Origin of the sequence: Candidatus Synechococcus spongiarum SH4, from assembly GCF_000586015.1 — a bacterium.
GTDB classification, from domain to species: Bacteria; Cyanobacteriota; Cyanobacteriia; order PCC-6307; family Cyanobiaceae; genus Synechococcus_B; species Synechococcus_B spongiarum_F.
Genome location: NZ_JENA01000234.1, coordinates 1 through 2,538 on the forward strand (window position 1 = coordinate 1; position 2,538 = coordinate 2,538).

A 2,538-nucleotide genomic window follows, 5' to 3' on the forward strand; every position below is an offset into this window, starting at 1 on the left:
GCAGCGCCATCACCCTCTCCCGGCTGGGGCGCCGTTACATCAGGAGACGCTTCGGAAGATTGTTCCTCCCCCTCCGGACGCAAGACACGGAAGGCCAGCAAACCTGTGGCCAGAACCGCCAGGATGATGCCAACGAGAATTAGGCTTCGCCGGATTCCCATGACTTTGAAGATTGACGGGGGGCAAGGCTGGCCGAACGGGAACCCATGGACCGGGCCAAGCGGGCTTCAGGCGGCGGGTTCGTCAAAAAGAACATGGCGAATGTAGTCATCAGCCCACGGGTCGCCAAAGGCTTTGGCTAACACCCGCTTGGTTTTGTCGTTGCATTGTTGTTGACGACAGTAGCGGAGTTGTGCTGCTCTACGGGCAACAGTAGCGGGGTGAGCCGGTGAATCGGGGCTGATGCGCCCGGCCTCGGCCAGCAAAAGGCGCAAATACCCCACGGCCAACTCCTGAAACCCCTGCTCCTCCTCAACGCCCCGGGGCCGGATGAAGCAGACGGCGGTGGAGAAAATGTCCCCCCACGGCGGAAGCTGGCGGGGCTCGGAAAACTCCGGTCGCGGCAAAGCCTGTAACTGCCGGTTGAGGGAAGGGGACAATACCTCTGCCGTAGGGGAGAGATCCACCACCGCGGCGCTCACCTGGCCCCGGGCAGCCACAACATCACAACCGAAGAGGGGCAGATCCCAGCAGGGATCCGGGAACATCACCGCATGGAGAATGTTGAGTCCCGGCCCGATGCTGGCCAGTTCCAGGTGCATCTTGCGAAAGCCCCGGGCCGAGAAGCAGCAATTGCGAATCTGCACGGGGCCGTCGTCCATGGCGCCCTTCACCCGTTCCATGCCCCGGGGCAGGGCCAAGGGCCTGCACTGCTCCAGCTTCCGCCAGTGGTCCTGAAAGTTCCGGGCCAGGTTGAGCACCAGGGGGTGCGTGCATATGGCGGCAGCGTCCACGTTATCCATGGCAGGGGTCCATAGACCGGTACGGCGTAACAACTGGGCCAATGGCGCACCCAACCGGGTCACGGCAGAGATCATGAGCTTCCTGACATGGTGACGCTTTCCTGGGGCTATTTTGTCTTGGCGAGCAGCATTCTTGACCGGCAGCAGCAGATGGACAGGGGCAAACCGAGCTACTAGGGTCAAGCCATATGGCCAGGATAAAGCTTCCTTGTTTGAACGGCATCGCCACGCCCGGATTCCACCATTGCTCCCTGGCCAACGGCATCCCCGTCGGTTATATCCCCCTACCGGAGACCGGTCTCACCTGCCTTGACCTGTGGGTTGCCGCTGGCAGTCGCTGGGAAACGGCAACGGAGACGGGGCTGGCCCATTTTCTTGAGCACATGGTGTTCAAGGGAAGCCGCCGTCTTGCGGAAGGAGAGTTTGACTGGCGCATCGAGGCCATCGGGGGAACCAGCAACGCGGCCACAGGGCTGGATGATGTCCACTTCCACGTGTCCTGCCCCGCTGCTGCAGCCGTGGAAGCGCTGGACCTTGTAACGGAACTTGTGCTTTTCCCCAGTTTTCGGGACGAAGCCTTTGCCCTGGAGCGGTTGGTGGTGCAAGAGGAATTGAAGCAGGCCCTGGATCAGCCCGATGAGGTGGCCTATCAGGCCTTGCTGGAGCAGGCCTGTGGTTGCCACAGCTATGGCCGGCCCATCCTGGGTACGCCCGCCAGCCTGAATGCCTTGACGGTGAACGCCATGGCCGCCTTCCATCAGCGCCTCTACGGAGCAGGGCGATTGGCAATGGTGGTGAGTGGCGCAGTGGCGCCGGAGGTGTTTCATGGGCGGTTGCGGTCCAATCCCCTGAGCCAGCGGGCGGCCGTCTCCCCACCCCAAAGTGCGCCGCCGCGGCTGACCGTCCAGCCAGGCCACGGCCGCCTCAAGCTCAAACGCCTGGAATGCGCCCGCCTCATGGCCTGCTGGGCCATGCCTCCGTGTCTGGAGCCCACCATGATGGCCGGGTTGGAACTGGCCGTCTCCCTGCTGGCCGAAGGCCGGTGCAGTTGGCTGATTTCCCGCCTCCGTGAAGAGCTGGGCCTGGTGGATGAGCTGGATCTGGAGATCATCCCCCTGGAGGCAGGCAGCCTGGCCATCCTGGAAGCCAGTTGCGCCCCCGCCCGCCTCCGCCAGTTGGAGCGCCTCCTGCCCCAGTGCCTCACCGACTGGTTGGGCCAGCCACCCCAACCCCGGGCCGTGGCGCGGGCCTGTCGTCAAATGGTCACCCGGCTCTGTTTCGGTATGGAAAGCGCCGGGGGGGTCGCTGCTCAGGTGGGTCCTTCCCTGCTGCGGGGTCATGTGCAGCCCCTGGATGGCCCACTGGCGGATCTGCAAACCTGGACCGCCGCCACCCTGCACACCCGGGTGATGCCCCTCTTTGCTCCCCGGCAAGCCCACTGGCTCTCTGTGCTGCCTGCTGACAAAACCTCTTGATCAGACGTTGCCTTCCGGTGAGAGAATCCAACAACCGCGTTGTCGATGATGGGCGTTCACATCCTGCTGTTTGATGCCGGCGCCCATGGTGAAGGGATCCA

At 63.5% G+C, this 2,538-nt stretch carries 2 protein-coding genes; one reads left to right on the plus strand and one right to left on the minus strand.

Annotated features, from left to right (window positions below; all coding sequences use genetic code 11):
• Positions 1–227: 227 nt before the first annotated feature.
• On the minus strand, positions 228–1,025 hold the full coding sequence (locus BG35_RS0109015) for a phycocyanobilin:ferredoxin oxidoreductase (RefSeq protein ID WP_161632594.1): 798 nt from the start codon (positions 1,023–1,025) through the stop codon (positions 228–230).
• 125 nt (positions 1,026–1,150) lie between these two features.
• Between BG35_RS0109015 and BG35_RS0109025 the strand changes: the two genes are divergently transcribed.
• Positions 1,151–2,437, plus strand: coding sequence for a M16 family metallopeptidase (locus tag BG35_RS0109025; protein ID WP_025782558.1), 1,287 nt, complete (start codon positions 1,151–1,153; stop codon positions 2,435–2,437).
• Positions 2,438–2,538: the final 101 nt, after the last annotated feature.

Coding starts and splice junctions, on each gene's coding strand:
- BG35_RS0109025 (WP_025782558.1), top strand. CDS start 1,151: ATGGCCAGGATAAAGCTTCCTTGTTTGAACGGCATCGCCACGCCCGGA.